Annotated in this window: 33 protein-coding genes and 1 tRNA gene; 7 read left to right on the plus strand and 27 right to left on the minus strand. The window is 67.7% G+C overall.

The genetic code is table 11. The features are described from left to right. The first annotated feature begins 107 nt into the window (after positions 1-107). Positions 108-1127, plus strand: a complete 1020-nt coding sequence (locus tag N1F91_RS09970; RefSeq protein WP_289991812.1) for an aldehyde reductase — start codon at positions 108-110, stop codon at positions 1125-1127. Between the two features lie 55 nt (positions 1128-1182). Here the strand turns inward: N1F91_RS09970 and ilvC are convergent, their stop codons facing one another. From ilvC to N1F91_RS09990, 4 genes are all read right to left on the minus strand, one after another. Next, positions 1183-2202 carry a ketol-acid reductoisomerase gene (ilvC, locus tag N1F91_RS09975; protein ID WP_289991814.1) on the minus strand — a complete coding sequence of 340 codons (1020 nt, stop codon included), beginning with the start codon at positions 2200-2202 and terminating at the stop codon, positions 1183-1185. Between the two features lie 28 nt (positions 2203-2230). Further along, positions 2231-2890, minus strand: a complete 660-nt coding sequence (locus tag N1F91_RS09980; protein ID WP_289991815.1) for a TetR/AcrR family transcriptional regulator C-terminal domain-containing protein — start codon at positions 2888-2890, stop codon at positions 2231-2233. Positions 2891-2963: 73 nt separating this feature from the next. Beyond that, positions 2964-4241, minus strand: a complete 1278-nt coding sequence (locus N1F91_RS09985; RefSeq protein WP_289991959.1) for an NAD(P)/FAD-dependent oxidoreductase — start codon at positions 4239-4241, stop codon at positions 2964-2966. Positions 4242-4248: 7 nt separating this feature from the next. Further along, on the minus strand, positions 4249-4659 hold the full coding sequence (locus N1F91_RS09990; protein WP_289991817.1) for a helix-turn-helix domain-containing protein: 411 nt from the start codon (positions 4657-4659) through the stop codon (positions 4249-4251). Between the two features lie 122 nt (positions 4660-4781). Here N1F91_RS09990 and N1F91_RS09995 point away from each other — a divergent pair, with 122 nt between their 5' ends. Next, positions 4782-5672 (plus strand): SDR family oxidoreductase, encoded by an 891-nt coding sequence (locus N1F91_RS09995; RefSeq protein WP_289991818.1) that lies wholly within the window; start codon positions 4782-4784, stop codon positions 5670-5672. 50 nt (positions 5673-5722) lie between these two features. On the opposite strand, the gene N1F91_RS10000 is transcribed toward N1F91_RS09995, so the two are convergent. After that, on the minus strand, positions 5723-6469 hold the full coding sequence (locus N1F91_RS10000) for a pyridoxine 5'-phosphate synthase (RefSeq protein WP_289991819.1): 747 nt from the start codon (positions 6467-6469) through the stop codon (positions 5723-5725). Between the two features lie 215 nt (positions 6470-6684). On the opposite strand from N1F91_RS10000, the gene N1F91_RS10005 reads away from it, so the two are divergent. Then, positions 6685-7509, plus strand: coding sequence for a glycosyltransferase family 25 protein (locus N1F91_RS10005; protein ID WP_289991820.1), 825 nt, complete (start codon positions 6685-6687; stop codon positions 7507-7509). On the opposite strand, the gene N1F91_RS10010 is transcribed toward N1F91_RS10005, so the two are convergent. From N1F91_RS10010 to N1F91_RS10050, 9 genes are all read right to left on the minus strand, one after another. Beyond that, on the minus strand, positions 7506-8633 hold the full coding sequence (locus N1F91_RS10010) for an ATP-dependent RecD-like DNA helicase (RefSeq protein ID WP_289991821.1): 1128 nt from the start codon (positions 8631-8633) through the stop codon (positions 7506-7508). The two genes, N1F91_RS10005 and N1F91_RS10010, sit on opposite strands and share 4 nt — an antisense overlap. Before the next feature lie 45 nt (positions 8634-8678). Then, positions 8679-9068, minus strand: coding sequence for a type II toxin-antitoxin system VapC family toxin (locus N1F91_RS10015; RefSeq protein ID WP_289991822.1), 390 nt, complete (start codon positions 9066-9068; stop codon positions 8679-8681). Then, the gene (locus N1F91_RS10020; RefSeq protein WP_289991823.1) at positions 9068-9328 is read right to left on the minus strand and encodes a type II toxin-antitoxin system VapB family antitoxin; all 261 of its coding nucleotides are present in this window, start codon (positions 9326-9328) and stop codon (positions 9068-9070) included. Before N1F91_RS10020 ends, N1F91_RS10015 begins: the two co-directional genes overlap by 1 nt. A gap of 88 nt (positions 9329-9416) precedes the next feature. Further along, positions 9417-9779 carry a nitrile hydratase accessory protein gene (locus N1F91_RS10025; protein WP_289991961.1) on the minus strand — a complete coding sequence of 121 codons (363 nt, stop codon included), beginning with the start codon at positions 9777-9779 and terminating at the stop codon, positions 9417-9419. Between the two features lies 1 nt (position 9780). Then, positions 9781-10440 carry a nitrile hydratase subunit beta gene (gene nthB / locus N1F91_RS10030; RefSeq protein WP_289991824.1) on the minus strand — a complete coding sequence of 220 codons (660 nt, stop codon included), beginning with the start codon at positions 10438-10440 and terminating at the stop codon, positions 9781-9783. Next, positions 10437-11102, minus strand: a complete 666-nt coding sequence (nthA, locus tag N1F91_RS10035; protein ID WP_289991825.1) for a nitrile hydratase subunit alpha — start codon at positions 11100-11102, stop codon at positions 10437-10439. Before nthA ends, nthB begins: the two co-directional genes overlap by 4 nt. Positions 11103-11123: 21 nt before the next feature. Continuing rightward, positions 11124-11618, minus strand: a complete 495-nt coding sequence (locus N1F91_RS10040; protein ID WP_289991827.1) for a hypothetical protein — start codon at positions 11616-11618, stop codon at positions 11124-11126. 72 nt (positions 11619-11690) lie between these two features. Next, complete coding sequence (locus tag N1F91_RS10045; protein WP_289991829.1) at positions 11691-12284, minus strand: LysE family translocator; 594 nt, start codon at positions 12282-12284, stop codon at positions 11691-11693. A 120-nt stretch (positions 12285-12404) separates the two neighbouring features. After that, on the minus strand, positions 12405-12653 hold the full coding sequence (locus tag N1F91_RS10050; protein WP_289991831.1) for a ParB N-terminal domain-containing protein: 249 nt from the start codon (positions 12651-12653) through the stop codon (positions 12405-12407). Positions 12654-12821: 168 nt separating this feature from the next. On the opposite strand from N1F91_RS10050, the gene N1F91_RS10055 reads away from it, so the two are divergent. Further along, the gene (locus N1F91_RS10055; RefSeq protein ID WP_289991832.1) at positions 12822-13703 is read left to right on the plus strand and encodes a polysaccharide deacetylase family protein; all 882 of its coding nucleotides are present in this window, start codon (positions 12822-12824) and stop codon (positions 13701-13703) included. Between the two features lie 33 nt (positions 13704-13736). Here the strand turns inward: N1F91_RS10055 and N1F91_RS10060 are convergent, their stop codons facing one another. The 5 genes from N1F91_RS10060 to N1F91_RS10080 form a co-directional block, all read right to left on the minus strand. Further along, positions 13737-14525, minus strand: a complete 789-nt coding sequence (locus N1F91_RS10060) for an ATP12 family protein (protein WP_289991963.1) — start codon at positions 14523-14525, stop codon at positions 13737-13739. Positions 14526-14584: 59 nt separating this feature from the next. After that, positions 14585-15505, minus strand: a complete 921-nt coding sequence (locus N1F91_RS10065; protein ID WP_289991833.1) for a DMT family transporter — start codon at positions 15503-15505, stop codon at positions 14585-14587. After that, on the minus strand, positions 15502-16491 hold the full coding sequence (locus tag N1F91_RS10070) for an RluA family pseudouridine synthase (RefSeq protein ID WP_289991834.1): 990 nt from the start codon (positions 16489-16491) through the stop codon (positions 15502-15504). The genes N1F91_RS10065 and N1F91_RS10070 overlap by 4 nt, the downstream gene beginning before the upstream one ends. A 204-nt stretch (positions 16492-16695) precedes the next feature. Further along, complete coding sequence (locus N1F91_RS10075) at positions 16696-17358, minus strand: DUF1236 domain-containing protein (RefSeq protein ID WP_289991835.1); 663 nt, start codon at positions 17356-17358, stop codon at positions 16696-16698. A gap of 82 nt (positions 17359-17440) precedes the next feature. Beyond that, positions 17441-18202, minus strand: coding sequence for a DUF1236 domain-containing protein (locus tag N1F91_RS10080; RefSeq protein ID WP_289991836.1), 762 nt, complete (start codon positions 18200-18202; stop codon positions 17441-17443). A 527-nt stretch (positions 18203-18729) separates the two neighbouring features. Between N1F91_RS10080 and N1F91_RS10085 the strand changes: the two genes are divergently transcribed. Beyond that, entirely contained in the window at positions 18730-19224 is a 495-nt protein-coding gene (locus tag N1F91_RS10085; protein ID WP_289991837.1) for a hypothetical protein, read from the plus strand. Here the strand turns inward: N1F91_RS10085 and N1F91_RS10090 are convergent. The 6 genes from N1F91_RS10090 to N1F91_RS10115 form a co-directional block, all read right to left on the minus strand. Then, complete coding sequence (locus tag N1F91_RS10090) at positions 19221-19886, minus strand: response regulator transcription factor (RefSeq protein ID WP_289991839.1); 666 nt, start codon at positions 19884-19886, stop codon at positions 19221-19223. The two genes, N1F91_RS10085 and N1F91_RS10090, sit on opposite strands and share 4 nt — an antisense overlap. Further along, positions 19883-21250 (minus strand): sensor histidine kinase, encoded by a 1368-nt coding sequence (locus tag N1F91_RS10095; protein ID WP_289991965.1) that lies wholly within the window; start codon positions 21248-21250, stop codon positions 19883-19885. Before N1F91_RS10095 ends, N1F91_RS10090 begins: the two co-directional genes overlap by 4 nt. A gap of 275 nt (positions 21251-21525) precedes the next feature. After that, a complete protein-coding gene (crcB, locus tag N1F91_RS10100) occupies positions 21526-21903 on the minus strand; it encodes a fluoride efflux transporter CrcB (RefSeq protein ID WP_289991840.1) in 378 nt (125 codons plus the stop codon). A 94-nt stretch (positions 21904-21997) separates the two neighbouring features. Further along, on the minus strand, positions 21998-22555 hold the full coding sequence (locus N1F91_RS10105; RefSeq protein ID WP_289991842.1) for a flavodoxin domain-containing protein: 558 nt from the start codon (positions 22553-22555) through the stop codon (positions 21998-22000). 32 nt (positions 22556-22587) lie between these two features. Then, positions 22588-22878: a hypothetical protein gene (locus N1F91_RS10110; RefSeq protein ID WP_289991844.1), complete on the minus strand. Its 291-nt coding sequence runs from the start codon at positions 22876-22878 to the stop codon at positions 22588-22590. 250 nt (positions 22879-23128) lie between these two features. Next, a tRNA-Tyr gene (locus tag N1F91_RS10115) sits at positions 23129-23213 on the minus strand. 284 nt (positions 23214-23497) lie between these two features. On the opposite strand from N1F91_RS10115, the gene N1F91_RS10120 reads away from it, so the two are divergent. Further along, on the plus strand, positions 23498-24673 hold the full coding sequence (locus tag N1F91_RS10120; protein ID WP_289991846.1) for an acyl-CoA dehydrogenase family protein: 1176 nt from the start codon (positions 23498-23500) through the stop codon (positions 24671-24673). Between the two features lie 223 nt (positions 24674-24896). Beyond that, positions 24897-25781, plus strand: coding sequence for a 3-hydroxyisobutyrate dehydrogenase (gene mmsB / locus N1F91_RS10125; protein WP_289991847.1), 885 nt, complete (start codon positions 24897-24899; stop codon positions 25779-25781). Between the two features lie 266 nt (positions 25782-26047). Here mmsB and N1F91_RS10130 read toward each other — a convergent pair whose 3' ends face one another. Beyond that, a complete protein-coding gene (locus N1F91_RS10130) occupies positions 26048-26407 on the minus strand; it encodes a hypothetical protein (protein ID WP_289991848.1) in 360 nt (119 codons plus the stop codon). A gap of 87 nt (positions 26408-26494) precedes the next feature. Further along, complete coding sequence (locus N1F91_RS10135; RefSeq protein WP_289991849.1) at positions 26495-26905, minus strand: carboxymuconolactone decarboxylase family protein; 411 nt, start codon at positions 26903-26905, stop codon at positions 26495-26497. Between the last annotated feature and the right edge of the window lie 68 nt (positions 26906-26973).

Genomic DNA, 26973 nt, shown 5'->3' on the forward strand with positions numbered 1-26973 from the left:
CCGACCGTTCCCCGTAAAATTCTCGGGGCGCTGATCCGCGCTTTCGCCTTCGGCGTAGACAGGATAACTTTACACTGTCTAGATTTCTGAACGCGGGAGATCATCGCATGGTATCGCAGACCATCCTCGTGACCGGTGCATCCGGTTTCATCGCCAAGCACATCGTCGCGCAGCTGCTCGGCGAGGGCCACGCCGTGCGCGCCTCGGTCCGCTCGCGCGAGCGCGCCGACGAGGTGGCGGCGGCCGTCGGTGGGACCGCGCAGGAAGAGGCGGGGCGCCTGTCCTTCGTCGAACTCGATCTCGGCCAGGACCGCGGCTGGGCGGACGCGCTGGCGGGGGTCGACGCGATGATCCATACGGCCTCGCCGTTTCCGCTCGTCCAGCCGAAGGACCCGGACGAGCTGATCCGTCCGGCCGTCGACGGCACGCTGCGGGCCCTGCGCTCGGCAACGAAGGCGGGGGTGCGGCGGGTGGTGATGACCTCTTCCGTGGTCGCCGTGACGCGGAGCGCCCTGCCCGCCGGCCGCGACCGCTACGACGAGCGCGACTGGAGCGACCTCGACGGACCGATCTCGGCCTATGGCAGGTCGAAGACGATGGCCGAGCGGGCGGCCTGGGATTACGCGGCCGGCGAAGGCAAGGGCCTCGCGCTGACCGCGATCAACCCGGGCTTCGTGCTCGGACCGCCGCGCGACGACCGCTTCGGCACATCGCTTCGCGTCGTCCAGCGCATGCTCTCGGGCAAGGATCCTGCCGTTCCCCGCGTCGGCTATGCCGTCGCCGACGTGCGCGACATCGCCGCCATGCACGTGCGGGCGCTGGACCGCCCGGAGGCGATCGGCAAGCGCATCCTCGGCGCGTCGGAGTTCCTGTGGTTTTCCGACATGGCCAAGGCGCTGAAGGAGGCGTTCCCGAACCGGAAGATCGCGACCCGCGTCGCCCCTGACCTGCTGATGCGCATCATCGGGCTCTTCGACAAGAGCGTCGCCACCATCCTGCCGGAACTCGGCCAGCGCGCCGAGGTCGACAATCGCCGCGCCCGTGACATCCTCGGGATGGACTTCATCCCGGCGCGCCGCAGTGTTGTCGACGCCGCCCGCTTTCTCGTCGACCGAGGGCTCGCCTGAACGTAAAAACGGGGCGCCTTGCAGCGCCCCGTCTCGTCGAAGCGTCGGATGACGCTCAGTTCTTCGTCTTGTCGACCAGCTTGTTGGCCGAGATCCACGGCATCATGCCGCGCAGCTTTTCGCCGACCTGTTCGATCTGGTGCTCGTCGTTCAGGCGGCGGATGCCCTTGAAGCGGGCCATGCCGGAGCGGTACTCCTGCATCCACTCCGAGGTGAATTTGCCGGTCTGGATGTCCTTCAGCACGCGCTTCATCTCGGCCTTGGTCTCGGCGGTGATGATGCGCGGGCCCGACACGTATTCGCCCCACTCGGCGGTGTTGGAGATCGAGTAGTTCATGTTGGCGATGCCGCCCTCGTAGATCAGGTCGACGATCAGCTTCACCTCGTGCAGGCACTCGAAATAGGCCATCTCGGGTGCGTAGCCGGCTTCCACCAGCGTCTCGAAGCCGGCGCGGATCAGTTCGACCAGGCCGCCGCAGAGCACGACCTGCTCGCCGAACAGGTCGGTCTCGCATTCCTCGCGGAAATTGGTCTCGATGATGCCCGAACGGCCGCCGCCGACGCCGCAGGCGTAGGACAGCGCGAGGTCGAGCGCGTTGCCCGACGGGTCCTGGTTGACGGCCACGAGGCACGGCACGCCGCCGCCCTTCTGGTATTCGCCGCGCACGGTGTGGCCGGGGCCCTTCGGCGCGACCATCAGCACGTCGACGGAGGCCTTCGGCTCGATCAGGCCGAAATGCACGTTGAGGCCGTGGGCAAACGCGATCGCCGCGCCGTCGCGGATGTTGGGGGCGATCTCGTTCTTGTAGATGTCGGCCTGCAGCTCGTCGGGCGTGGCCATCATCATCAGGTCGGCCCACTTGGCGGCGTCGGCCACCGTCATGACCTTGAGGCCGTCGGCCTCGACCTTCTTGGCGGTCGCCGAGCCGGCCTTGAGACCGACGGCGATGTCCTTGACGCCCGAATCCTTCAGGTTCAGCGCATGCGCGCGGCCCTGGGAGCCGTAGCCGATGATGGCGACTTTCTTGCCCTTGATGAGATTGAGATCGGCGTCGCGATCGTAATAGACACGCATGGTGGTTTCCTTCCCGTGTTTTGCGTCGTCAGTTGGATCTTGTTCGCGGAGCGGACCGGCCCGCACCGAAAAGCGTGAGAAACTGCCTGGTGGCGCGCGCGGCGTCGGCCGCGATCTCGGCCTTCGAGGGCACCATCGCATCGCCCAGCAGCAGCCGCACCTGCACGTCGCGGCCGACGAGGCCGAAGAAGGTGCGGAAGGCGGTCTCGGTGTCGTCGAAGCCGATCAGGCCCGCCTCGCGGGCGGCCTCCAGCAAGGGCTTCAGCCGCTCGCCGATGGCGAAGCGGCCGTTTTCCAGCACGATGCGGCCGAGGTCGCTGCGGCCGGAGGCGGCGTGCGCGACGGCGACGCGGTTGAGCGCCACCGAGGTCTTCGAGGAGATCACCGTCAGCCAGTTGGCCGCGAAGGCCTCAAGGCTCTCGGCCAGCGCATCCGCGTCGAGGCGCTGGCGGTCCCAGTTGCCGGCCCGCACCTTCGAGGCCTGCCAGCGCACGGTGGCCGTGAGCAGGCCGTCGCGGTCGCCGAACCACTTGTAGAGCGTTTCCTTCGAGCAGCTCGCCCGGCGCGCCACCGCCGTCATGGTCAGTCCGTCGCGGCCTTCCAGCAACAGCGCCAGCACGGCGTCGAGCACCTCGCCCTGGCGGGGCGTGACGATCTCGTCAGCGGCGGTTGCGGCGGCCTGCGGCACACGGGATCCTGTCGGCTCGATTGGTGTACCGTACGGTACGGTTCGGCGTGGTTACCGCTCCGCGCGTCTGCGGTCAAGGGGACGCGGGCGGTTCGCACGACGTTCCCGCGCCAGGCATATCCCGTGCCGCCCAGTCCGGCTCCACCAGCCCGATGCGCCGCAGCGGATCGGCCACCATGCCCGAGACGAGGGCGGCGAGCATCGCCGGCGCGGGCGGCACCCTCGCCACGCTCGACACCAGCGTATCGCGCAGGAACGGCACCAGCCGCGAATCCGACTGATAGAAGGGCGTGAATGCGAGAGACAGCGCCTGGAACAGGCGCACGTGCAGGCGCCGGGCAGCGCAGTAGCGAGCCAGCGCATCGGACAGGTCCTGCACCGAACCGAGCGCATGCGCGAGTGCCGCGGCGTCGAGCAGTGCCATGTTGGCGCCTTGCCCCAGCTGCGGGCTCGTCGAATGCGCCGCATCGCCGATCACCGCCAGCCGCCGCCCGGCGGGGCGGCGAAGCGTATGATGGCCATAGCGCGCAAGCGTCAGCTGCTCGAAGCTCCCGATCTGGCCGAGATAGGCCTCCGTCGCCGGCCAGAGCGACCGCACCCGGTCCTTCCAGGCCTCAAGCCCCTGCGCCTGCACGGCGGCCGCCTCGTCCGGCTTCAGGCTCCAGAAAAAGGCGGCCTGCTCCGCCCCGCCGGCTTCGACGCGGCCGATCGGCATCACCCCGATCATCACGCTGGCGTGGCGGTAGCGCTGCGACAGCGCCCGCGGGTCGAAGCCATCGCCGCGCCAGGACAGCGAGGCCCAGAACGCGCCGTAGGCGAGTGCCCGCGGCTCCGTCGGCCTCTCCACGTGCTGCTTCAGCTTCGAGCGCGAGCCGCTGGCATCGACCACGAGATCGAACGGTCCGGGCCGCGTGCCATCGGCCAGGACGAGGCGCTGCCGTTCGCCCGACTCGTCAAGCGCCGCGACGTCGCGGCCGGCCTCGACGGCGATGCCCGCGTCCAGGACGGCGCGGTGCAGCATGCCGAACAGCGCGGCGCGGTGGACGGCGAGGCCGAACCTTCCGTTGCGGCCCGACGCGTAGCGGACGTCGAGAACCGTGCGGCCGGAAGCCGCGTCCGCGCCGTGCAGCCGCTCGATCCGGCTGCCGAGCGCCAGCATCGACGGCAGCAGCCCGAGCGCGTCCAGCACGGCGAGCCCGGTCGGCTGCAGGATCAGTCCGGAGCCGACCGGCTTGGCCGCCTCGAAGCGCTCGAAGACGATGACACGATGGCCCGCGCGGTGAAGCAGCAGCGCGGCCGCCAGCCCGGCCGGCCCGGCGCCGCAGATGCCGATGTCGAGCGCCCGCAAGATTAGCTCGTCAGGCGCCGGCCGCGTCGTAGGCCGAGCGGGCCGCTCGAACCTCCCTGTGGTGGGTCTCGGCCCAGTTCAGCAGGTGCTGGAGGCTGTCGAACATCGAGCGACCCAGGTCGGTCAGGCTGTATTCGACGCTCGGCGGCTTGGTGGGATACACCTCGCGATGCACATAGCCGTCGCGCTGGAGGTCGCGCAGCGTCTCGGTCAGCATGCGCTGCGAGATGTCGGGCACCAGACGGCGCAGTTCACCAAAGCGGTACGGCTGGTCGGCCAGCGCCATCAGGAGCAGCGCACTCCATTTGCCGAAAATGTTCTGCACCACGTTGCGGATGGGACACTTGGTCAACCCGCCCTGCTCCACGTCGGCGCGGCAGATTTCGATCTTCTGCCGTGCCGATACGACCCGTGCGTCCATGCCGGTACCCTCCAGGTAACCACCGGAGCAAAAAATGCCTACTTTACGCCGGGCGGTCAATGCATATTTAAGACCTGCTCTCTTTTTGAGACTTACTCCTCAACAATGCAAGGAAGTTCGCCATGTCCGATACCATCCTCGTCACCGGAGCCTCCGGCTCGCTCGGCGGCGCCATCATCCGCCACCTGCTCGACAGCCAGGGCGTAAAGCCGGAACGGGTCATCGCCGTCACGCGCGATCCCAAGAAGCTCTCTGCGCTGGCGGCCAGGGGCGTGACGGTCCGTGCAGGCGACTTCGACGAAGAAGCCAGTCTGGTCGAGGCCTTTTCCGGCGCGGGTACGGTGCTGATCGTGTCCACCGATGCCGTTGGCGAGCCCGGCGCGCGCCTGCGCCAGCATCTGGCGGCCGTTTCGGCCGCAACGAAGGCTAGTGTCTCGCGCATCGGCTACACGTCGATGTTCAGCCCCGAGCCCGGCAATACCGTTCTCTTCGCGCCGGATCACTACGGCACGGAGCAAGCCATCCGGGAGAGCGGCATTGCCTACTCCATCTTCCGCAACGGCTGGTACCAGGAGAACCTCATGATGTCGCTGCCGGCCGCCGTCGGCATGGGCCAGTGGTTCACCTCGGCCGGTGACGGTCGAACCGCCTATGTCGGACGCGACGATCTTGCCCGCGCCATTGCGGCGGATCTCGCCGAGGCGCCGGCCGGGAGCGCCACCTACACCCTGTCGGGGGCCGAGGCCTTCACCAATGCCGAGATCGCGGCGATGGCGTCCGAGGCGATCGGCAAGCCGATCACGGTCGTGAACCTCACCGACGAGCAGTTGGCCGAAGGCATGAAGGCCGCAGGCGTTCCGGCGCCGATGGTGCCGCTCCTTGTCTCCTTCGACGCGGCCGCCCGATCGGGCGTGCTCGGCACCGTCACCGACGACATCGAGAAATTGACCGGCAGCAAGCCGGCGCCGCTGAAAGCCTGGATCGCAGCCAACAAGGCCGCGCTCGGCGGCTGACGCGCAGACACGTCGAGGGAGCGGTCCTGAAAGCGGCCGCCCCTCGACGATCAGCCCTCCAGGGCCTTCAGGAAGCGACCGACCGTTCTGGCCATGCCGTGTTCCAGCGCATCTGCGGTCAGCCCGTGGCCGATCGACACTTCGGCGAGGTTCGGGACCGCGCGCACGAGACCCGGCAGATTGGCGACCGTCAGGTCGTGCCCGGCATTGACGCCGAGACCGGCCGCCTGGGCCAGCGCCGCCGTCTTGTCGAGTTTCTGCAATTCGATGGCACACTTTGCCGGATCGTCGTGGCAACCGCCATACGGGCCTGTATAGAGTTCGACGCGGTCCGCGCCGGTGTCGCGCGCGGCCTCGATCTCGCGCTGCGAGGCGTCGGGATCGCAAAACAGCGACACCCGCATGCCGCGCTTCTTCAGCCGCGCCACGATCGGCCGCAGGAAGTTGCCCTGCCGTTCGAACGGCCAGCCATGGTCGGAAGTCGCCTGTGCCGGATCGTCGGGCACCAGCGTCACCTGCTCGGGCTCCGTCCTCTCGACGAGGTCGAGGAATTCCCCGGTCGGATAGCCCTCGATGTTGAATTCCGCCTCCGGAAACGCGTCGTCGATCAGCGCGCGCAGGTCCGGCAGGTCGGAAAAGCGGATGTGGCGCTGGTCGGGACGCGGATGCACCGTCAGGCCGTGCGCGCCGGCGGCGAGCGCGATGCGGCCGAGCGCCGTCACGCTCGGCCAGGGCAGATCGCGCCGGTTGCGGAGCATGGCGACGGCATTGAGATTGACGGAAAGCTTGGCGGGCATGTCTGGGGTCGATCCTGAACTGTGGCACGATGCCGTTAGCACAGGCGCAAGCGAGGCGCACGGGGCCAGCATCGCGGCACCGGGTGGCCACAAGCCCGCACGGGGCGTGGACCGCGATCGTCAGAGGCGGGCGAAAAATGCTGCTCCTTCCCTGTTCTCTCCGACCGGCTTTCCAGCTAACACCTCACGCGGGAAGATATCGGGGACCTCGTTACTTGCGTGTATTCTACATCAATCTCGATCACCGCACGGACCGCCGCGACTATATGGAAGCGCAGTTCGAGGCGCTAGGACTGCGGGCGGAGCGCTTCCGGGCGGCGACGCCGGCCGACGTCACCGCTGCGGATCTCGCGCCGGTCACCGCCGAGGAAGCTCGCCGCTGCCTCACGCCGACCGAGATCGCCACGAGCGTCAGTCATCAGCGCGTCTGGCGCCGCATGATCGAGGACGGCCACGGGCATGCGCTCGTTCTCGAGGACGACTGCGAACTGTCGCCGCAGATTCCCGCCTTCCTCGCCGAATTCGACCGCCAGGGCGGCGCCAGCGGTCTGGTGCGGCTGGAAACCCGGTCGCGCAGCCAGATCCTCGCGCGCCGCGCGTCGCGGATGGTGCGCGGCGTCGGGCTGCACCAGCCCTACACCTGGGAATGGGGATCGGCCGCCTACATCATCTCCGCCGACGAGGCGCGGCGCGTGCTCGGCTCGCCGCATCGTTTCCGCGCGCCCGTCGACGACATGCTCCTGTCTCCGAGCAGTCCGATGCGCGTCTCGAGCAGTCTGCTGCAGGCCGTCCCCGCGCTGGCCTTCGTACCGGAGGAAAACGTCGCCGAGGGCAGCCAGCCGGCCACCGTGCGCCAGAGCGACATGCAGGACGAGCGGCTGCGCCGTTTCAAGGAAGAGAAACCGAAGGTGAAGGCGCGCAAGCTCGCCCGCGAGATCCGCCGTATCCAGCGGCAGATCACCGACATCCGGCGCATCCTCCGCGACCGGGTCTTCGGCCGCACGATGGTCGTGCCCTTCGCGCGGGACCCGGCGGTCTAGCGCACGATCGTCAGTCGTTCCGCCGCCCGCGTGATCGCCGTGTAGAGCCAGCGCTCGCGCGTCTCGCGGAAGGCGTAGCTCTCGTCGAACAGGACGACGTCGTCCCACTGCGAGCCCTGCGCCTTGTGCACGGTCAGCGCGTAGCCATAGTCGAAGTCGTCGAAGCGCTTCTTCTGCTGCCAGGGAATGTCGGCGTCCGGATCCTCGAAGGCGGCCTTGAGCAGCTTGATCTTGGCCACGCCGCGTTCGGGATCGTCCTCCTCGGGCGAGACGAGCAGGTTGATGCCGGGCTTCACGGTCTCGCGCGAGGCCGTCATCACCTTCCACAGCGAACCGTTGAGCAGGCCCTTGGCCGGATCGTTGCGCAGGCAGACCAGCTTGTCGCCGGCCATCGGCAGCGGCCCTTCGAAGCCCTTTAGCTCGCGCAGCCTTGCATTGTAGCGCCGCCGGGTCCGGTTGGTGCCGACCAGCACCTGGTCGGCGGCCAGCACCAGATCCTGGTTGACGTCCTCGCGGCCGATCACCTGCGCCGTGCCGTAGTCGCCCTTCATGAACTCGCGGCCCTCGCGCACGTCGAGCGCCAGCCGGATGATCGGATTGTCGCGCGCCTGGCGGTGGATCTCGGTCAGCAGGATGTCGGGCTCGTGCTCGGTGAAGAAGCCGCCGCCCGAGATCGGCGGCAGCTGCGCGGGATCGCCCAGCACCAGGATCGGCGTGCCGAAGGTCAGCAGGTCGCGGCCGAGCTGCTCGTCGACCATCGAGCACTCGTCGACGACGACCAGCTTGGCGCGGGCGATCGGGCTCTGCCGGTTGAGCGAGAAGGTCGGCGACATCGACGTCTTGCCGGTGGTCTCGTCGGCCACCGCCTCCTCTCCGCGCGGGCGGTAGATCAGCGAATGGATGGTCCGGGCATTGGTCGCGCCCTTGGAGCGCAGCACCTGGGCCGCCTTGCCGGTGAAGGCGGCAAACTGCACCTGGCCGTCGACATGCTCTGCGAAATGGCGCGCAAGCGTGGTCTTGCCCGTGCCGGCATAGCCGAACAGGCGGAAGATCTGCGGCTGGCCGTCCTTCAGCCACCGCGCCACCGCCTTCAATGCGGCGTCCTGCTGCGGAGAGAATTCCATCAGGCGGAGAGACAGGATTCGGGCGTCAAGGGCAAGGACCGAATGTCAAGCGAGGTCGGTGCGACTGAAGTCGTTACCCTTGTAGAGAAGCGACATACCTTTCGCCTTGGCGACGGCGTAGGAAAAGCAATCGCCCATATTGAGCTGGGCGGGGTGGCCGGAACCCTTGCCGAACCGGGTGTGCGCATCGGCCAGCCCGTCAAAAAGATCCTCTCCGATGGTGGCGATACCGATTCCCGCGAGATCGAGGAATTCTCGAACGACGACCGCAGCGGCCGGCCGATCCGCAAGCTTGGTTCCCATTGCCAGGAATGCCTCGAACGCCGAAACAACGGACGAAATGCGCTCATCGGCAGCGGCAAGGCGTGTGACCAGTGCTTCTGCGTCATCCTCGCCGGTTATGATCGCCACCATGGCCGACGCGTCGACATACATCAGTCGTCCCCCTGCCCCCACAGTTCATCATAGAAGGCCTTGTCGAGTGCGACACCGGTCTTCGGCATAGACTGGACCCTGTCGATCAATGGTTGCAGCCGGTCTCGCAGTTCTTCCGGACTCATCGACCCGGCTCCAGGCTTATGCATCAGAACTTCTTCGAAAACCTCACGGATGGTCTCCGTAATGCCAAGTCCACGTTGCCTGGCAACCTCGCGGACCAAAGCATCGGCCTTTGGGTCGCGCACATGAAATGCCATCGTCCCTCTCCGTCAGTTACGATCTTCTGCTTATCATCAGCAACAAAAGAACACAAGAAGAACGAAGCGCGCCGCTGAATGTGCCGCTTCAACCGTTCCGCGTCGCCATTTCCGGATCGTTCTCCAGCACGATCGGCGTGCCGTGCGGCGTCGCGTGCGCGGCGCGCTCCCAGGCCGCCTGCAGCGCATCGACCTCGGCGTCGCCCGCGATGCCCTTGGCCGCCAGCAGCGCGCCCAGCGCCGCAACCCAGTGCTCATAGTAGTCGTGGCCGTGCGGGTCGGCCTCGGCCCGGTGCAGTTCGCGCGACAGGGTTTCGGCCCATTCGTCCCAGGCAAACAGGCCGGCCTCTTGCAGCGCCACCACCATGGCGAAGGCCTGCGCCTGCCAGGGTTCGGCGAAGACCGGCTCGGCAGGGACGGGCCCGGCGGCAACGGCCCCGGCGTCCGGCATCTCACGCAGGCTCAAGATAGCTCTCCCAGGCATCGACGCTGACGGTCAGTGTCGGATCGGCATCCTCGCCCCAGAGGTCGCGGCCGGCGAATACCACCGTGTAGACCGGCTGCGGGTTCTCGCCGCCGCCATGGGCGTTGCTGTCGGGAAACACGAAGCCGCCGCGCACCGCTTCGACCGTGCCGACATGGCCCCGCACGTAGCGCGGCAGCCGCGTATGGCCGGATAGGTGGATGTTGCGCGTCCGCACCCTGTCCCCGGGCGCGAAGCGGGGCGGCCCCTCGACCGCACGGTCGCAGGGACCGCCGCGGGCGAGCACGGCCGCAACGTCGGCGGCCTTCAGAACGCGCTTCGGCGTAGCACCCGGCCTCAGCGCCCTGCCCTGCGCCAGTTCGTCCTCGTCCACGAAGCCATGCCGCACCAGCAGCCGCTCCAGCGCCTTCGTCCAGATCTCGTAGTAGGTCGAAGCATAGTAGTCGGCCGGGTGGAGGCTCTCGCGCGCATGCCGGCTCTCGTCGATCGTCCAGGCACCCATGGCGCCAGCGGCCAGCGTCACGCCGAGCGCGCGGCGTTCCCAGCCGGCATGGAACAGCGGCTCGTCCGTCTCCGGCGCGACCGGCCCGAAACCCATCTGCCCGCCGAGATCCTGCGGCCCGTTCATGCCGCCTCCGGCGACCGGGCAAGGCCGGTCCCGATCATCGAATCGCGCGTCACCAGGTCCGCCAGCCGTTCCTCGTCGAGGTCCTCCGTGCCGGCCGGCCGCTCGGGCACGACGAGATAACGCAGTTCGGCGGTGGAATCCCAGACGCGCACCCGCGTGTCGGCGGGAAGCGTCACGCCGAACTCGGCCAGCACGCCGCGCGGGTCGATGACCGCGCGGCTGCGATAGGCCGGCGCCTTGTACCAGACCGGCGGCAGGCCCAGCACCGACCACGGGTAGCAGGAGCACAGCGTGCAGACGACGAGGTTGTGGGTGTCGGGCGTGTTGAACACCGCTTCCATGTGCTCGCCCTGGCGGCCGGTATAGCCGAGGGAGGCGATGGCGGCCGTCGCGTCAGTTCGCAGCCAGTCAGCGAAGGACGCATCGCTCCAGGCCTTCGCGACCACGCGGGCGCCGTTGCGCGGTCCCACCTTCGTCTCGTAGGTCTCCACGATCGCATCGATGGCGGCCGGGTCGATCAGGCCCTTTTGCGTCAGGATCGTCTCCAGGGCGCGCACCCGCGCCGCCATCGGATCGAGATGATTGTCGTGATCGCGGTGATGATCATCGTGGTGATGACCATGGTCATGTTGGTGATCGTCGGGTCGGTGATGTCCGGTCATGAAAGGTCCCACAGCTTCCAGTCAGCCGCCGCTCGACGGGTTTCGCGCGTAGCCCGGTCCGACGGTGAGCGGGCGCTCCGGCACCACCGCGTCGCTGATGCGGCTCTTGAACACGAGGTTGTGCGTCCACAGGAGCTGCTTGTCGGCACGGTCCAGAACGCGGATGTCGACGTGGTATGGCCGGTCAGCCTCCACGCCGCGCACCGGCGGCGAGCGCAGCGCGTACCGGCTGGTATCCGTGCCGACGCGCGTGCGCACCACGTGCCTCTGCCCGCCAGCCGGATCCTCGAACGCCGCCTCGATGATCGAGCCGGTCGGCAAGGGGCGGTCGACCATCGCGGTGAAGCCGTAGTAGACCTCCGCGACGCGGTAGTTGAACATGAAGCCGCCGCCGAGGATCTTGAGATAGGGCTTGGTCGCCGGATCCTCGCGCATCGCCCAGCCGACCGCGAGCAGCACGGCGAGCAACGCGACAGCGGCTCCGACGATGCGGGGCAATGAAATCCGTTCGAGCACGCCACGGCCTCCTGCCGCAAGCCTAGCACAGGCAGGCACCGCATCGCCAGCATGCGAGGTCTGGAACGGTCTTCAGGCCAGCATCGGCCAAAGCGTCGCGACAAGCAGCAGGCCCATCGCGACGTTGAACCACCGCAGCCGCACGGGGTCCGAGAGCCAGCCGCGCAGCGCCGTGCCGAAGCCGGCCCAGACCGAGACGCTCGGCAGGTTGACCAGCGCGAAGGCGGCCGCCACGAGCAGCACCGAAAGCACGGGCGCCTCCGGGGTGGTGTAGATCGCCATCGCAGTCACCGCCATCACCCATGCCTTCGGGTTGACCCACTGGAAGGCGGCGGCCTCCGAGAAGGACATGGGCCGCGACGCGCTGCCGGCCTCCGCCAGCGTCCGCGACGTCGCGATGCGCCAGGCCAGGTAAAGCAGATAGGCGCCGCCCGCGATCTTCAGCGCGAGATGGAGCGCCGGGAAGGCCGCGAGAAGGGCGCCGAGGCCGAAACCGACGCCGAGCAGCAGCGAGGCAAAGCCGAAACCGATGCCCAGCATGTGCGGCACCGTGCGGCGAAAGCCGAAATTCACGCCCGAAGCCAAGAGCATCATGTTGTTGGGACCCGGCGTCACCGACGACACGAATGCGAAGCCGACGAGCGCGGCGAAGAGATCGAGTGACATCACGGGGGTTTCCAGGGCAGACTTTTTATGTCAGTAATATTGACCTGTTTGGCATCCTGCGCAGCTCTTTTCTTGTGTCCGTGACAAGATCGTCGCGCACTGCCGCCCGCGCCCGCCGGCTCAGTGCTTGCGTGCCTGCACCAGATAGGCGTCGATCTCCTGCTCTCCCAGCCACTTGGCGGCCTCGAGCCGGTGCAGCCCCTCGATCAGCACGTGCCGGTCGCCGTCCTTGCGCACCTGGATCGGCACCTTCATGCCGTTCTCCAATATGTCCTCGGCGAGCACGCGCACCGTCTCCGGGTGCAGCGTCTTCTTTCGCGCGGTCGGCACGTAGATCGTCTCGATCGCCACTTTATGCGTCCGAAGCATGGCTCTCCCCTTGTTGCACCCATTCGACATGTGGGCCTGCGGGCGCCGTAAGTCCAACGCGGAATGCCGATCCGCCGCTTCGGCATGGTGAATGAACCGTTGCCTTTAGGGCAGCGTTAACCAAAGCGGGTCACATCTGGCGCAGTTCTGGTTGCATCCGGTGGCTTCATGCGTCTCCTGTCCCTTGCTTTCATCGCACTCGCGCTCGCCGGCTGCGCCAATTCGCCGAGGCAGGTTTCTCAGGCCGACGGCACCACCCTCGCCTTCGCGCCGGGCGAACGGCAGAGGTCGGAGCCTGGCCCGCAGGTTGCGATGCTGCGACCCGATCAGCCGGCCATCCCCAGCGGCCTCGCCGGACGAACGATCCGCGTGGCGAGCCCGGCCGACATCCGCCTCGGACCGAAGGAAGTCGTGCTCACCTTCGACGACGGTCCGGTGCCGGGCAAGACCGACGCGATCCTGAAGGCGCTCGACCGGTTCGGCGTCAAGGCGACCTTCCTGATGGTCGGGCAGATGGCGGACGCCTATCCGGCCACCGCCCGCAAGGTCGCCGCCGCCGGCCATACGATCGGCACCCACACGCAGAACCACAGGAACCTGCGCTCCGTCGGGCCTGCGGTGGCGGAGGCGCAGATCCGGGCGGGACGCGAAAGCGTCGCCGCAGCCCTGCGCCCGGGCGGTTACAGACCTGCGCCCTTCTTCCGCTTTCCCTACCTCGCCGACACGAAGGCGCTGCGAAGCAGCCTGGCGGGCCAGGGCATCGTGGTGATCGACGTCGACATCGATTCGCGGGACTATTTCGCCACAGGTTCGGATGTCTTGCGCGCCCGCGCGGTCGCCTCGGTGGAGAAGCGCGGCTCCGGCGTCATCCTGTTCCACGACCTGCACGCCCGCACGGCGACCATGCTGCCGCTGCTTCTCGCCGACCTGAAGGCGCGCGGCTACAAGGTGGTGCACCTCGTGCCCGCCAGCTCCGGCATCGACCTCCTGGCGTCGGCGCCCTGGGCGCCCCTGCCGCCGTCAGGCATGACGCCTCCCGATCGCGGCTGACGGCTCCGACTGAAGCTCGGCTGCGAGCCGGGCTCAGCCGCGCGCGGCCCTCAGCAGCGCGTCGGCCGCCCGCATGTCGCGCAGCCGGTTGGCCCGGGCGACGGCGGCTTCGGCATCCTCGCCCCATTGCGAGATGGTCCAGTCCTCGTCGACATGGGCGAGCGTCCAGGCCGTTTCCGCGTCGATCTCGCCGGCGTCGACGGCCAGCGCCAGCAGCGCCGATCCGGTCAGCGTGGTCATGACGTGCAGGCAGCCCAGCCGGAGCGGGTCGGGATCGAGCCGCAGATGCACGCCGAGCGCGGCGATCGCCTCGCGCGGTTGCTCGACATGCATCACGCCCTCGGCAAGGTACAGCCGCGCGCCCAGCCGGTTGCGCGCCCAGTCGAGGATCGGGTCCCAGGCCTGCGCCTGCAGTTCCACCAGCCGCGCCGGACTGTCGGCGCGGTAGCAGAGAAGGTCCGTCGACGCGTAGCGCAGCACGTCCTCGGCCACCGCATCCGGGTCGAGCGCGACACCGTCGATGACGGTATTGACGAGGCGCGTCACCGGCATCCGCACCGGGTTGATCTCGGCCTCCTGCGCCTCGAATTCCTCGGCGATCAGGCGGGCAGCCGCCTCGGTCCGCAGTGCCATCGGCCCCTTGCCCGGCGTGCGGACCGGCCGGCCGTCGAGATGCACGGCGAAGCCGCCGTCGACCGGCGCGACGGCAACCGCCTTGTAGAAGCGCTTCGGCAGCGGCTGGCGCATCTGGATCTGCGCCCGCCTGACCGGATCGGGATCCGACAGGAAGCTGCCTTCGAGGTCGTTGAGAATGTCGCGCATCGTCGTCTTGCCGCCGTCGTCGGGATGAGAAGCCAAAGGTAGTCCGGCCTGGCCGCCGTTCAACCCGGCGCGACCTTCCGCACCGGGCGATTGACGATGACGATGCCGACACCGATCAGCCCGAGCGCCAGGAAGATGCGCAGGCTCAGCGGTTCGTCCAGCAGGATGCCGCCCGCCAGCACGCCGAAGGCGGGCGTCAGGAAGGCGAAGGAGGACAGGCCCGCGGCCGGATAGCGCCGCATCAGCCAGAACCAGAGCAGATAGGTGAAGGCGACGATGAAGATGCCCTGGAACAGGATGGAGACGATCGGCACCAGCCCGACGTCGCGCAGCACCGGACCGGTGAACAGCAGCAGCGGCAGCGTCACCAGCGGCGCGACGGCCAGCTGGTAGAGCAGCGTCTTCTCGGCGCGGGCGGTCGACAGGCGCGTGGTCTTGATGACGATGATCGTCGCCGCCCAGGCCATGCCGGCGGCAAGGCTCATCAGGTCGCCGATGATCGCCTCGGGTCCGGGCAGGCTGAGCTTGTCGGAAAACACCAGCGCCACACCGCAGAAGGCGAGCAGCGTGCCGCCGACCTTGGCCAGCGACATCCGTTCGCCGAGCAGGAAATGCGCGCCGATCAGCACCCAGAACGGCATGGTGTTGACCATCAGCGCGCCGCGCGCGACCGTGGTGTAGTCGAGACCGGTGAAGATCAGCGCGAACTCGATGCCGAACAGCGCGCCGGCCGCCAGCCCGCCTGCCAGCGTGCCGTCCCTGTCGAACAGGGAAATGCCGCGCCACCCGCACCAGGCAAAGACGCAGGCCGCCCCGATCGCCGACCGCACGATGGTCACGAAGACGGGGTCGAAGCCCTGGTTGGAAAGCTTCGCCGCGACGCCGTTCAGCCCCCAGGCGAAGGTGAGGAAGAGCATCAGCCCGACGGCCGCGCCGTCGACCGCCGCCCGCCGCTCGAACGTCTCGGTCGCCACGCTCACCCCTGGTCCTCGCCGGCACTCGCCTCGTCGAAGCCGAGCAGGTTCCAGCTCTGGCGCATGTGCGGCGGCAGCGGCGCGGTGACGTCGATCACGCCCCGGTCGGGATGCGGGATGACGATGCGGCGCGCATGAAGATGCAGCCGGTTCTGCAGCCCGCCCGGGAAGTCCCAGTTGGTGTCCGCCTCGAAGTATTTCGGATCGCCGATGATCGGGTTGCCGATGTGGGCCGCGTGGACGCGCAGCTGGTGCGTCCGGCCGGTATAGGGTTCCATCTCCAGCCACGACAGCGTCTGCGCGGCCTGCTCGACCACGCGGAAATAGGTCACGGCGTGGTCGGCGTCGGGCTCGCCATGCCTGGCGACGCGCATCTTGTCGCCGTCGGGCGTCTGCTCCTTGACCAGCCAGGTCGAGATCTTGTCCTCGCGCTTGGACGGCACGCCCTTGACCAGCGCCCAGTAGGTCTTCTTGGCGTCGCGGCCGCGAAACGCCTCGGCGAGCTTCATGGCGGCCAGCCGCGAACGGGCGACGACGAGCACGCCCGACGTGTCGCGGTCAAGCCGATGGACGAGGCGCGGCTTCTCGCCCTTCTTGTTGCGCCAGGCCTCCAGCATGTCGTCGACATGCCGCGTCACGCCCGAGCCGCCCTGCACGGCCAGCCCCGACGGCTTGTTGAAGACGAAGACCTTGTCGTCCTCGTGGATGAGCATCTTGGCCAGCACCGCCGCGTCGTCCTGGCCGCGGATGGTCTTGCCGGTCAGCGGCGCCTCGCCCTTGCGATCGATGCCGATGGGCGGGATGCGGATCACCTGTCCCGGCTCGACCCGCGTGTCCGACTTGGCCCGGCCGCCGTCGATGCGGATCTGGCCCGAGCGAAGGAGCTTCTGGAGATGCCCGAAGCCGAGGCCCGGAAAATGCGTCTTGAACCAGCGGTCGAGGCGCATGCCCGCCTCGCCCGGCTCGACGCTGATCTGCTGGATACCCGTCATGATTGCCCGCGGCTGCCTCGATGGTGAAAGGAGCGGCGCTGCCGTCCGTTGGCCATGGCAATAGTGCAGCCGGCGGCGGAATGCAAAAAGCGAATGGGGCAAGGCCCGCATCTGCCCGCCTCTGCGGGAAGATTCGGGCCTTGCCCTTCATTGTCCCGGAGACCCGGAGACCGCAAGGACGCGGCCTCCTGGTCGCCTTGCGGATCAGCGATAGACGTAGACGATCCGGCGCGTCGCGGGGTCGACCAGAACCGGCTGGCCGTTCACGTGGCGGTAGCGGTACTCGTAGTCGGGCACCTCGCGCAGTTCGACGGTGTCCGGCAGGCCGGCGCCGACCACCACCTCTCCATCGAGATAGACCGGATCCGTGCGGTTCTCGACGACATAGGTGCGGACCGCGTCGGGCGGCGTGACGACGGCACCCGCCGCCGCGCCGGCAACGCCGCCGATCGCGGCACCGACCGGGCCGCCGATCAGCGCGCCGGTAATGGCGCCGCCGGCCGCACCCACCGCTGCATTGGTGCTCGCGGTCTGCTCGTAATCCACGACGGGCACCTCCACCGTCGCCGGTGCCGAGGAGATCACGACGCGCTCGCCGCCGAAGTCACCGGCGAGATATTCCGAATAGGACCAGCCGGTCACGCCATTGTGGCTGACCTCGCACCATCTGCTGCCCTCAAGACAGCCGTTGACGGTCGCCGACTGCGACGCCCCGATGGAACCGACCACCTCATACTGAGGTCCCGGACCGCTGCGGATGTTGAGATCCGTCGTGGCGACGGCGGAAAACTGGGCGAACGCCGGGGTGGCGAAGGCAAGCGGCGCGGCAAGGGCTAGCGCGCCCATCGGAAACAGGAACGTCTTCATGGTTTGAACTCCGTTGATAGATGCGTGGGACCGGATCTCCGATCGCGGGGAATGGAAGCGGACGGCGCGCGCCGGCCCCGCGTCAGGCGCGGATGACGTAGACCACCTCGAGCGTCGCCGGCTCGACGATGATGATCTGGCCGTTCGCCAGCACGAAGTACCGGTAGCTCTCGTAGGCCGGCACGATCTCGACGATCCGCGGCGGCAGCGGGTGGAGCGTCACCGTCGTCGGCACGACGGCGCCGATCGACACCTGGAAATCGACGTTCACGGGCTGCACGTTCGACTCCACGATGATCTCGCGGACCTCGGTGCGCTGCTCGGCCGAAAGGTCGATGCTCGCCGTCGTTTCGTCCGAGACGCCCTTCTTCATCTGCCCGGGCGCCGCCTCCGACGCGCTGTCGACCTCGCCGGCCTTCTGCAACTGGCCCGGGGCCGCCTCGGCGGCCGTATCGACGTCGCCCGCCTTCTTTTGCTGGCCGGGAGCATTGTCCGAGGCGGACGTCCCGTTCGCCGTCGTCTCCTCCGATGCGCCCTTCTTCATCTGCCCGGGTGCCGCCTCCGACGCGCTGTCGACCTCGCCGGCCTTTCGCAACTGGCCCGGCGCGGCCTCGGCGGCCGTATCGACGTCGCCCGCCTTCTTCTGCTGGCCGGGAGCATTGTCCGAGGCGGACGTCGCCGCGGAAGGACGGAGGACGTCGGCGCCGCCTTCGATCTGTGCGCCGGCCTTGGCGCCCGCAGTCGGCTTCAGCGTCGTGCCGTCCTCTGCGCCCGCCTGGGTTGCGAAGGTCGCCGTGCCGGCCAGCAGCATCAGCGCCAGGGTTCTGGTGAGCATCGTCTTCATGGTATTCTCCCTGTGGTCAAATTGAAACGCGGATCGGATTTCTCTTCTCCTCATCCGGAAGAACGTCATGCCGCTCACCGAAGCAAAAACCATAATAATTTTACCTCGTACCGGCATGATTTTCTTTCCTGCACTGCCTCCTCAGCGAAGTGCGGCCGGGAAGCGCAGGATGAACATTGGATCGGCAATGATGTTCCGGGCTGGGCCGCAGGTCCCGGTTCGGACGGGACCTTCGCTTTTCCGGTCCTCGGCCTTTGGTCCTGCATTGCCCGCGCATTGGTCCCGATCGCAGCGCGACCCGGAACGCGCGGCCCCGCATCTCATTCCCGCCTCATTCGGCGCAAGGAGATCGACATGGACAAGAGCGTTTATCAGGCACGGTGGCTGCTGCTGCCCGTTTTAACCCTCTGTCTGGGGTTCCTGATACTGGGCGCAATGCTAAGCTGAAGTCGCAGGGGCAGGCCGGCGCATCACGGTCGGTTCGCATCCGTCAGCAAGGTTCGATCATGATCACCCGTCGGACATTCATGCGCTTCCTGGCCTGCACTGCGGCCGCTTCGCCGGCAATGCTGCATCTCGCCACCTCCACACCCGCATCGGCGCAAGGGAACGGCGGCGGCAATGGTGGTGGCGGAGGTGGCGGCGGCGGCGGTGGGGGTGGCAACGGCGGCGGCGGCGGCGGCGGCGGAGGCAACGGTGGGGGAAACGGCGGAGGCAACGGTGGGGGAAACGGAAACGGGGGCGGCAACGGAAATGCCGGCGGCCAGGGCAATGCTGGCGGCCGTTCGGACGAGGCCCCCGGCCGCGCCGGCACGGCGCCCGGCCTCGCGCGATCGGGTGTCCCGGCCGGCGCGACGGTCGAGGACCGCGGCCGCTCGATCACGGTTCTGTACCGCGACGGCAAGCGCGAAATGATCGAACCCGGCCGCTACGTCATGAAGGATTCCCGTGGCCGCACGATCATCGACAGGAAGGCGACCCCGCAGGACTGGCAGCGGCTCCGGTCGATGGCCGGTCGCTAGGACCCCTCCACGGCAAGGTCGCATCCGGCGCGGTGAACCAGCACCGCCGCCTCGGTCCGGTTCGTCACGTTCAGCTTCGCGAGCACCCGGGTCATGTGGTGCTTCACCGTCTTCTCGTGCAGGTCGAGCCGGATGGCGATGCGCTTGTTGCTCAGTCCGGATGCCACCAGGCATACGACCTCGCGCTCCCTGGGGGTCAACTGGTCCATGAGGCCGGCGGCGCTCGGCCGGTCCGGCTCCGCGTCCCTGCGCGTGAGCAGGCGCGCCGACAGCGTCGGCGTCACGTAGCGCTCGCCGGTAGCGACGGACGTCAGGACGTCCGCCAGTTCCTTCGCGCCGATGCCCTTCAGCACATAGCCGGACGCACCCGATCGCATCGCCCGCGTGACGTCGTCGCCCGATTCGGAAACGGTCAGGAGGACGATCTTCTGTTTCGATCGGGCGGCGAAGACGGCAGGGATGACATCGAGGCCACCGCCGGGCATGGAAATGTCCATCAGCAGGATGTCGGGAGCGGTTTCGGCGACGAGCCGCACGGCGTCCGCACCGCTCGCACCTTCGCCGACCACCTCCAGCCCCTCGACCTCGCGAAGGCTGCGCATGACGCCCTCGCGGTAGAGGGGATGATCGTCCACCACCGCGATCCTGATCTTCTGGCTCATTCCTTCGTCCTCCCATCCATCGACAGGACCAAGCGCAGCAGCGTTCCGCGGGGCGAAGTCTCCACCTCGAAGGTTCCGCCGATGCTCTCGATCCGATCGCGCAGGCCGGCAAGGCCGAGGCTCCCCGGCCGGGTGGCCGCGGCGTCGAAACCGGGCCCCTCGTCCGACACCTCGATGACCAGCGCACAATCCTCGGTCCGCAGCGCGACGACCTGCCCCTCGCCGCCGGCATGGCGAAAGCTGTTGGTCAGCGCCTCCTGGACGAAACGGTAGATGCAGATTTTCTCGGGCGTGCTGATCGCTTCGGCAATTTCGGCAAGGCTGAGACGGACGGCCGTCCCGGTGCGCTTCTCATGCGTCCGCGCCACCTGCCGGACGATCTCGTCGGCGGCCGCAGCCTCGATATGCGGCAGGACCAGGCCCGTGCAAATCGAGCGGATCTCCTTCATCGCGTCGTCCAGATGGGTCTTCACCGCCTGTGCTTCGCGAAGTCGATCCTCGGCCTTTCCCGCACCGGTCATGGCCCGGCTGTCCAGCCGCAGCGCCGCAAGCGCGATGAGCTGCGCCGGCCCGTCGTGGATGTCAGCGCCCACACGGCGCAGATAGCTCTCGTTCAGGGCGGTGGCACGCCGCGAGGCACCCTGGACGCGCTGGTGGAGTTCCTGGTTCTGCGCCAGCAGGACCGAGAGGTCCCGCACCCGCATCCCCAGGTCTATCCGCTGCCGATCGATCGTGCGGCTCCCGCGCAGCACGACGAGGGAAAGGGCGACGAACAGGCCGATCGTCGCCCCTGCGACCGAGAGCCAGCTGAACACCCGGGCACGCCAAAGGTCACGCTCGAGGTCCGGCGCCGTCTCGTCGAACTGCATGACGCCCACCACCTCGCCGCTCCACGGCTGGAGAACAGGACTGTAGATCCTCAGGATGGGACCGGGGGTGTCGCCGAAGCTGGCGAAGTCGGCGGCGACGCGGCCGCGCAGTGCCTGTGCGGTCATCTCGCCCCGTTCGGCGGCCTGCCCGATCAGATCGCCATCTTCGGCATAGAGGATGGTTCCGTCCGATGCCGAGAGACGAAACGAGATCAGCCGGCTCGCCAGCGCGCCCTGCGACAGCGTCTCGTCGAGGGCGCGCCTGTCCTGTTCCTCGAGGTTTTTGGTCTGCTGCATGTCGGGCAGGAGGGGCGCGATCACGCTGTCGACATAGAGCGCGGTCGTGGCAGCGGCGTTGCGCGTCACCACGTTCTCGATAAGGCTCGACACGACGGCACCGACCATCAGCATGGCGATCACGGAGACGAGCCCACCCAGCATGAGAAACTGGCGGGCAAGGGTCTGTCGGCTCCAGCCGGTCATCATGTCCTTCATGCTGAGGAAAGGAAGTGCCGTCGGGCGCGGGTCGGCGCGGTCCTGCGAGGACGTCTCGCCCGGCACCGTTGCCAGTCTTGGCACGACGACGGAAGCATTAGTAGGGGTGTCGCTCCGCATCGAGAATGTCTTGCGCCCGATAGAAGGCGGTTCCCTTGCCGTTCAGTGCCGGAAAAACTGCATCGGCGCAAACTGGTTCCAGCGCCGTCTTAGCTTTTGACATTCTGGTCCGGCCGCGCCTGGCCGGATACAGCATGGCTGGGTGCATCAGGGCGTCAGCCCATCACGCGAACCAGCCACAGCCCCGCAGACAGTGCGCAGACCGAGCCGATGACGCTGGCGAGCACGTAGGCGAACGCGGCTGGCGCCATGCCGCGTTCCCACAGAATGGCAACGTCGAGCGAAAAGGACGAGAAGGTGGTGAAGCCGCCGAGCACGCCCGTGGCGACCAGCAGGCGCAGCTCGTTCGAAGCGCCGAAACGCCGCGCCAGCAGTTCGATGAACAGCCCCATGGCGAAGGAGCCGAGGATGTTGACCGTCAGCGTGCCCCAGGGAAACGCGGCACCGGCAAGGCGCAGCATCAGGAGGCCTGTCAGGTGCCGCAGCGCTGCGCCGATGGCTCCCCCTGCCGCGACGATGGCGATGTCTTTCATGATGGCCTGCCTGCTGTGCTTCCACTGCAGGCAGTCTTAGCGGATGAAATGACCGGCAACCACGGCGGTTCCGTCATCCGCTGTAAGGGAAGCGCTATGCGGCCGTCGTCGCCGTCGTGGTCCCGCAGGTCTCGACGAACCCTTCGGCGAAGGCGGCGAGCGCATTCCAGTTGGTGAACTCGTGATCCGTCGTCACGTCCGTCGGGCCGCCTTCGCGATAGGCGATGTGCTTCATCAGGAGCCGCTTCAGGAAGTCGTACTGCGGATATTTCAACGCTCCGGCCGCCTGATGCACCATCAGGGGCTTCCAGCCGGTCTGCTCGAACAGAGCGGCCGTGATCTTCTGGATTTCGGCGTGCTCCTCGGGAAACGGCGACGCGGCCGCCAGCGACACCGACACGAAGGCGCCCGGCAGGCCCGCAAGCCGTTCTGCCTTGATCTTCAGCCAATGCGAAATCGCCGTCGGATAGGCGCCCATATGCACCGGCGCGCAGACGATGACGGCGTCGGCGATGTCGAGATCGACGTCGCCGAGGTCGCCCGCGTCGAAGACCGTCGCCTGATGGCCGAGGCTCTGCACGGTCGAGGACAGGGTGCGGGCGATCTTGCGCGTGTGGCCTTCGACGGTGCCGAAGATGATCAGGACGTGCATGGCGTTTCTCCTTCGTTTCCCGGCAACCGGCGTCAGCAGACGCGGGTGCCGCATTCGCTGATGGTGAACTTCGGGTCCTGCTCCGAGCGCGAGGCATCGAACTGCCGTCCGTCGACGCACTGCAGCCGAGCCTCGTGCACCGTTCGGCCGCCGAGTTTTTCCTCGTTGACGAAGATGTAGAATCCGACCTCGCACTGCTCCTCGGCCGCGATCTGCTCCTCGAGCTGATCGAGCCAGGCGGGATTGTCCGCCTGCGCGAGCGCGCAGGCCGGGACGAGCAGGAGACCGGCAGCGATGGCGGCCGGCCTGAGGGAACTGAACATGGCGCATCCTCTCTTCGATGCGCCGACACTAGGTGGTCGGAGATGCCCCGGCCTTGATGCGGGTCAAACGGTTTCGGTCCGCTCCCGCAGCCCCGCAGACCGCCGGGCCATGCATCGTCTTGATGGAGATCGTCGCGGGAGAGGAGCCTGTGCCGCCGGAAGCGTCCGCTCAGGCTGCGCCGCAGCGCCCTGCCCCGCCGGCCGCATCCTGGATGCGGCGGCGCCCTGCAGCAGGCTTCCGTGTCGGCGGTGGTGGAGGGGGCTGGATTCGAACCAGCGTAGGCTGAGCCAACGGATTTACAGTCCGTCTCCTTTAACCACTCGGACACCCCTCCAGTCGCCATCCGGAGCCGTGCAGCGAGGCAGTCTCGAAAATGCCGTTTCCGTTGCCGGACCCGGCCGTTCCGCGAGGGGCCTTATGGCGACTGGCTCGATGCCTGTCAACCGCAACACGCGCGGTTTTCCGGGGAGATTCTACAGCCGTCGCCGGCCTGCCGCACGCGATCCCGCGCACAACGCGAGGCGAAACGGCGCACAGCCTCTGTGTCGGTCGAAATGTTGCGCCCTCCCGGCATTGCACTAGAGTGCCCGAAGGACAATCGACGCCAGGGAGGACGCCATGGACGCCGTCGTCGACACGACACTTTCGCAGTTCGAGCTCAACGAGGACCAGCGCGCCATTCAGGACATGGCCCGCGCCTTCGCCGCCGACCGCGTCGCGCCGCATGCGCTGGACTGGGACCGCAACCGGCACTTTCCCGACGACGTGATCCGGCAGACCGGTCCCCTCGGCTTCGGCGGCATCTATGTGCGCGACGACGTCGGCGGGTCGGGGCTCGGCCGGCTCGACGCCGTCCTGATCTTCGAGGCACTGGCGCAGGCCTGCCCGGCCTTCTCTTCCTTCATCTCCATCCACAACATGGCCGCCTGGATGATCGACGTCTTCGGCAGCGACGAGCAGCGGCAGCGCTTCCTGCCGTCGCTGACCTCGATGGAGACGCTGGCGAGCTACTGCCTGACCGAACCTGGCTCGGGGTCGGATGCCGCGGCGCTGCGCACCCGCGCCGCCCGCAGCGGCGGCAATGGCTCAGACTACGTGCTCAACGGCGCCAAGCAGTTCATCTCGGGGGCCGGCGACACCGATTTCTACGTCACCATGGTGCGCACCGGCGAGGACGGACCGAAGGGCATCTCCACGCTCGTCATCCCCAAGGATGCGCCGGGCCTCTCCTTCGGCGCGGTCGAGAACAAGATGGGCTGGCACATGCAGTCGACCCGCCAGGTCATCTTCGAGGACTGCAAGGTGCCGGCCGAGAATCTCCTCTCGGGCGAAGGCACCGGCTTCCGCATCGCCATGGCGGGGCTCGACGGCGGACGCCTCAACATCGCCGCCTGCTCGCTCGGCGGCGCCCAGTCGGCCATGGACAAGGCGCTCGACTACGCCGCCCAGCGCAAGGCCTTCGGCAAGACGATCGACCAGTTCCAGGCCATGCAGTTCAAGTTCGCCGACATGGAGACGAGCCTGCAGGCCTCGCGCATGCTGCTCTACACGGCGGCCGCCAAGCTCGACCACAAGGCGCCCGACGCCGGCAAGTGGTCCGCCATGGCCAAGCGCTTCGTCACCGACGCCGGCTTTGCCGTCGCCAACGACGCGCTGCAGACGCTCGGCGGCTACGGCTACCTGCACGACTACGGCATCGAGAAACTGGTCCGCGACCTGCGCGTCCACCAGATCCTCGAAGGCACCAACGAAATCATGCGGGTGATCGTGGCGCGGCATTTGATCGGGCGGTGAGGGTGGGCGAATGGCCAATAGTGAGTAGCGAATAGTGAGTAGTGAACAGCTCTCCGTCCTGCGCTCGCTCGTGATCCGCCTTGCTTAAAACAAGATCCAGCGCAATCGCCCAGCATTTCGACATCCACGACATATATCGACTACTCCCTACTCACTATTCGCTACTCACTATTCGCCATTCGCCACTCACAACCCTCACCCCCAGCCCCCGGAGGACCCCCACATGACCACCATCGCCTTCATCGGCCTCGGCAACATGGGCAATCCCATGGCCGCCAACCTCGTCAAGGCCGGGCATGCCGTGCGCGGGTTCGATCTCGTGGCGGCCAATCTGGAGGCGGCGAAGGGCAATGGCGTGGCAGTCGTGGCCGACGCGGCTGCGGCCGTGGATGGGGCGGAGGTCGTCATCACCATGCTGCCCGCCGGGAAGCATGTCGTGGCGGTCTGGTCCGACATCGCTCCGAAGGCGGCGAAGGGGACGCTGTTCATCGATTCCTCCACCATCGACGTCGAGTCGGCCCGCAAGGCGCACGCGATCGCTGCCGAGCATGGCCTGCTCTCGGTCGATGCGCCGGTCTCGGGCGGAACCGGCGGTGCGGCGGCGGGCACGCTGACCTTCATGGCCGGCGGCGCCGACGACGCCTTCGCCAGGGCCGAGCCCATCCTCGAGCCGATGGCCGGCCGGATCGTCCATTGCGGCGGCGACGGCGCGGGACAGGCTGCCAAGATATGCAACAACATGATCCTCGGCATCTCGATGATCGGCGTCTGCGAGGCCTTCGTGCTCGCCGAGAAGCTCGGCCTGTCGCACCAGGCACTGTTCGACGTGGCGTCCACCTCGTCAGGCCAGTGCTGGTCGCTGACCACCTACTGCCCGGTGCCGGGTCCGGTCCCCGCCTCCCCCGCCAATCGCGATTACAAGCCGGGCTTTGCCGCTGCGCTCATGCTCAAGGACCTGCGGCTCGCGCAGGAGGCGGCCGCGGCGTCGGGCGCCGTCACGCCGATGGGTGCGGAGGCGGCCCAGCTCTACGCGCTGTTCAACGCACAGGGCGGAGCCGACGCCGACTTCTCCGGAATCGTCGAATTCCTGCGCGGCCGGAGCGTCTGACGGCCGCCACGCATTTCTTGCTCAGGCACCAGAAAAAATGGCCGATTCATCCTTGCTTAACCCCCTGCTAACCACGCGGTAAGGATGTGCCCTTACAAGGGATTGCAAGGCGGCCGACGCGAAAGCCGCCCCTGCTCCGGATCAGGTCTCGCGTACCGGAGCCGCTCCTCGCAAGCGTGAGCGTAAGACGAAGTGCCATGCGTATCGTGGCAAAGCCGCATTCTTCCCGCCGGGAGAATGCGGTTTTCGCCGTTCGACGTGCCGCCTCAGCCCGCAGGCCGCGACAGCCGCTTGAAGTTGGCGCGCACGCGCTTGCCCGATGGCTTCAGCGCCGCATGGAGCGAATGCTCCAGCGCCGCACCCGACAGCAGCGCAGGCGTCCTGCCGGCCAGCAGCTCCGGCCAGAAGCTCATGATCGAGCCTGCGAGCGAGACGTTGGCGGCCATGATGCCCTCGGCAAAGGCCGCCGCCTTTTCGGTCACGGCCTCGAGCGTCTCGGCGCCGACAAGTCCGGAGCCCCGTGATTCGGTCATCATCAGCGGTAGCCGCATCGTCGCCACCATCGGCACGAGCATCAGATCAGCGGCGAGGATCGCTCCCGAGCGCCTTGTGTTGCGTCTGGTCATGCTTGGGTCCTGCACTTTCCTGGGTGTCCGCCCGACGCCGTGCTCTCAGCCGCGACGCGGGTCGGGTTCAGTGGCTCATCCGTCCGCTCAGCCCCGTGGCTTGAACGCATCGTCCACCGGAGGTCTCAACGCGTTGGCGAGACGATTGGTTTCGTTGGCCTTGCCGGCGACCGCCAGCACCTCCATCAGCATGGCGTCCGTCATGCCCTTGGCGCGCGCCGCGGCGGTGTGCGAATAGGTGCAGTACTCGCAGCCATTGGTCGCCGACACCGCGATGTAGATCAGTTCCTTGGTCAGCGGGTCGAGCGCGCCCGCACCCATGATCTCCTTCAGGCTCTCCCACATCCGCTTGAGCTGCGCGGGATCGTGCGCCAGCACCTTCCAGAAATTGTTGATCCAGTCGGATTTCCGCGTCGCCATGATGTCGTCGTAGACGGCGCGCACCTCCGGAGAAGCATCTTCGTATTCGATCAGCGGAACGATGGGGGGATTGGTCATCGGTCACCTCCGGTGGCGGTTTCGGCAAGGTGGCTCCCGTCCCGTCCGGTTCGGGAGCCGTTCGGCGA

Source organism: Aquibium sp. ELW1220, from assembly GCF_030398385.1.
GTDB lineage: Bacteria > Pseudomonadota > Alphaproteobacteria > Rhizobiales > Rhizobiaceae > Aquibium.